The sequence below is a fragment of the Actinosynnema sp. genome, assembly GCF_052038725.1.
In genome coordinates this window covers 1-3,679 of record NZ_JBQGCX010000226.1, presented here as the reverse complement: position 1 = coordinate 3,679, position 3,679 = coordinate 1, and the positions used below count along the sequence as shown (strand labels likewise).

The following is a 3,679-nucleotide window of genomic DNA, read 5'->3' as shown; positions in this document are numbered from 1 at the left end:
CAGCTGGTCCTGGAGCAGCGTGAACGACACCGCGTCCACGGCCACCACGGCCTCGGAGTCCTCGATGAAGTCACCGAGCTGGCTGTCGCCCTCGTCGCCGATCGTCTGGTCCAGCGAGATGGGTTCACGCGCGTACTGCTGGATCTCCAGCACCTTCTCGGGCGTGATGTCCATTTCCTTCGCGAGCTCCTCCGGCGTGGGCTCGCGGCCCAGGTCCTGGAGCAGCTCGCGCTGGATGCGGCCGAGCTTGTTGATGACCTCGACCATGTGCACCGGGATGCGGATGGTGCGGGCCTGGTCGGCCATCGCGCGGGTGATCGCCTGGCGGATCCACCACGTGGCGTACGTGGAGAACTTGTAGCCCTTGGTGTAGTCGAACTTCTCGACCGCGCGGATCAGACCCAGGTTGCCCTCCTGGATCAGGTCCAGGAACGCCATGCCGCGACCGGTGTAGCGCTTGGCCAGCGACACCACCAGGCGGAGGTTGGCCTCCAGCAGGTGGTTCTTGGCGCGCTCGCCGTCGCGGACGATCCAGCGCAGGTCGCGCCGCATCTGCGGGGTGAGCTTCTCGCTCTCGTCCTCGGCCCGGCGCAGCCGCTCGGCGGCGTAGAGGCCTGCCTCGATGCGCTTGGCGAGCTCGACCTCCTCCTCCGCGTTGAGCAGCGCGACCTTGCCGATCTGCTTGAGGTAGGCGCGGACCGAGTCGGCCGAGGCGGTGAGCTCGGCGTCCTTGCGGGCCTGCCGCAGCGCCTCCGACTCCTCCTCGTCCCAGACGAAGTCGCCCTCGCCGGGCTTGGCGTTCTCCTCCTCGGCGGGCTCCTCCTCGACGGGCTCGTCGATCAGCTCGACGTCGTCTACGAGATCCTCGTCGCCGGGGGCGCCTTCCATGTCCTCGGGCTCGTCGCCCTCGCCGGCCTTCTTCGCCTTGGGGGAACCCGCGGCGGCCTTGGCGGCAGTCTTGCGCGGCGCGCGTGCTGTCGTCTTGCCCGCCGCGGCGGTCTTCGCTGCCGGCTTCCTCGCCGGAGCCTTCCTCGCCGAGGTGGCCTTGGGCGTCTCCTCGGCATCAGCCTTCGCTGCCTGAGTCGTCTTCGCGGCTGCCACGTACGCCCTTTCACGACTGTCGATCAAGGCAGGCCGAGGCGCGCGATCCTCGGCCGCCGGAGTATGGGGGAGCGCCCGCCGGTCTGAGGCCGGGAGGGGCACCGTTCCATTGTAACGACGGAAAGCGCGTGCCGTTGCGCACCGGCCTGGACGAAGCCGCTCGGGCACGCGATCCCGAGGTGCGGAACTCGACGAGAACCGCAGGTGATCAGTGCTGGAAGCCCCTGGTGGCGGCCACCGCGGCCCCGACGATGCCCGCGTCGTTCTTCAGCGCGGCGGCCACGACCGGGGTGCGGACCTCCAGCAGGGGGAGCCACTTCTCCGCCTTCTTGCTCACCCCGCCGCCCGCGATGACCAGGTCGGGCCAGATCAAGTTCTCCAGCACGTTGACGTACCGGGAGACCCTGGGCGCCCACTCGGCCCAGGACAGCCCCTTGTCCTCCTTCACCGAGGCCGCGGCGCGCTTCTCCGCGTCGTGCCCGTCCACCTCCAGGTGGCCGAACTCGGTGTTGGGGACGAGCTTGCCGTCCAGGAACACGGCGCTGCCGATGCCGGTGCCGAAGGTCAGCAGCACGACCAGGCCGTCCTTGCCCACCCCCGCGCCGAACTCCATCTCGGCGACGCCCGCCGCGTCCGCGTCGTTGAGCACCACCACCTGGTCGGCGGCCCGACCGAGCCTGCGCGCGAACAGCGCCTGCGCGTCGGTGTCGATCCAGCCCTTGTCGACGTTGGCCGCGGACAGCGCGACACCGCGCTTGACCACGCACGGGAGGGTGATGCCGACCGGGCCGTCCCAGCCGAACTTCTCCACGATCTCCGCGACCACGTCGGCTACCGCGTCCGGCGTGGACGGCTGCGGCGTGGCGATGCGCAGCCGCTCACCGTCCAGCGCGCCCATCTCCAGGTCCACCAGACCGCCCTTGATGCCCGAGCCGCCGATGTCCACGCCGAACCCGCGGGTCATGACCATCCCCGTGGCCTTCCTACTCGATTCAGATGCCGTGGCCGAAGACACTAGCCTGGCCACGTTCGGTAGTCCCGTTGGAGTGACGCAGGAGGAGCACGTGCCTTTCGATCACCGGGCCCTGGTCGACGTCGCGGTGCGGGTGGCCACCGAGGCGGGTGAGCTCGTTCGCACCAGTCGGGACCAGGCGGTGTCCCTGGTGGACACCAAGTCCACCATCACGGACGTGGTCACCGAGGCCGACCGCGCGTCCGAGCGATTGGTCCGCGCCCGTCTGGGTGAACTTCGTCCGGGTGAGCCGGTGATCGGCGAGGAGGAGGGCGGCGAGGCGGCGCTCGACGGGCTCACGTGGGTCGTGGACCCGATCGACGGCACCGTCAACTACCTCTACGGCATCCCCCACTACGCGGTGTCGGTCGCGGCGCAGGAGGACGGCGAGTCGGTCGCGGCGGCGGTGGTCGAGCCCGCGTCCGGCCGGGTCTGGACGGCCTCGCGCGGCGGCGGCGCGTTCCTGGACGGCGTCCCGCTGCGGGTGTCCGCGCCGGAACGCCTGGACGTCACCCTGCTGGGTTACGGGTTCGCGTACCGCGCGGAGCGCAGGCGGCGGCAGGCGCAGACCTGGGCGGCGCTGTCCGAGGTGGTGCGCGACATCCGCCGGGCGGGCGCGGCGTCGCTGGACCTGTGCGCGGTGGCGGCGGGCAGGCTGGACGCGTACGCCGAGCACTCGCTCGGCCGGTGGGACTGGGCGGGCGGCGCGCTGCTGGCCCGTGAGGCGGGCGCGGTGGTGCTGCTGCCGGGCGAGGCGCCGGAGCTGGGCGCGGACGCGACCTTCGCGGCGGCCCCGTCGATCGCGGACGCCCTGCGGACGGCGCTGGTCGACGCGGGGTTCGGCGAGGTCTGACAGGCGGTGGCGGGCCTGCGCCGGGTGGGCTTGCGCCGGGCGGGACTGAGGCTGGCGGGCGCTTGAGGGCCCGTTGACCGGATCAGTCGGGCGGCCGGATCAGTCGGGTGGTCGGGCGACCGGGCGGGGCGCGGGCGGTTGGCGGTGCTTGTGGTCAGAACCCCGCTGACCGGCCGGCCGGGTGGTCGGGTGGGGCGCGGGCGCGGGCGGGCGCGCGGTCCGGGCCCGCTGACCGGGTCGGCCGGGTGGTCGGGCGGCCGAGTGCGGCACAGGTGCTTGGCGAGCGCGAGGGCAGAGCCCACCGACCGGGCGGGACCCAGGCGGGTGGCGGCGCCCGTGGTCAGAAGCCCGCTGAACCGCTGGCCGGCCGGGTGGTCGGGTGGCCGAGTGGGGCGCAAGCGCTTGGCGGGCGTGCGGTCAGAGGCCCGCTGACCGGGCGGTCCGGCGACCGGACGGGGCCCAGGCGGTCGGCGGTGCCCGTGGTCGTCCGCGCCCGCGGTGCGCGGTCGAGCGGGTCCGGCGGTCGGCCAGCCGCGCGGTCAGGTGGTCCGGCGGGCGCGGTCCGCACTCCTGCGGGCCCCCAGGTGGCCCCACCGGGCCTCGTGGCGCGTCGGCGACCTCCCTGTGGCCGCGCGGGCGTCAAACGGTCCTGGCGCGTTCTGGGGCCTTCCCGTCCTGAGCGCCCCCGCCCCGGTCCCCGGCCCTCCCGACCC

The 3,679-nt window shown here is 73.3% G+C and carries 3 protein-coding genes; 1 reads left to right on the top strand and 2 read right to left on the bottom strand.

Annotation, left to right across the window (positions count from 1 at the left end; genetic code table 11):
• Both ACTUAL_RS04420 and ppgK read right to left on the bottom strand, forming a co-directional pair.
• Positions 1-1,128, bottom strand: a 1,128-nt coding sequence (locus ACTUAL_RS04420) for an RNA polymerase sigma factor (RefSeq protein ID WP_440899355.1), incomplete at its 3' end; no start/stop codon positions are given.
• 181 nt (positions 1,129-1,309) lie between these two features.
• A complete protein-coding gene (gene ppgK / locus ACTUAL_RS04415) occupies positions 1,310-2,071 on the bottom strand; it encodes a polyphosphate--glucose phosphotransferase (RefSeq protein WP_096492112.1) in 762 nt (253 codons plus the stop codon).
• 94 nt (positions 2,072-2,165) lie between these two features.
• On the opposite strand from ppgK, the gene ACTUAL_RS04410 reads away from it, so the two are divergent.
• Positions 2,166-2,966, top strand: coding sequence for an inositol monophosphatase family protein (locus ACTUAL_RS04410; RefSeq protein ID WP_096492113.1), 801 nt, complete (start codon positions 2,166-2,168; stop codon positions 2,964-2,966).
• The last annotated feature ends 713 nt before the right edge of the window (positions 2,967-3,679 follow it).

Excerpts from the sequence above, each read along its gene's own strand:
- ppgK (WP_096492112.1), bottom strand. The coding sequence starts at position 2,071 with ATGGTCATGACCCGCGGGTTCGGCGTGGACATCGGCGGCTCGGGCATC.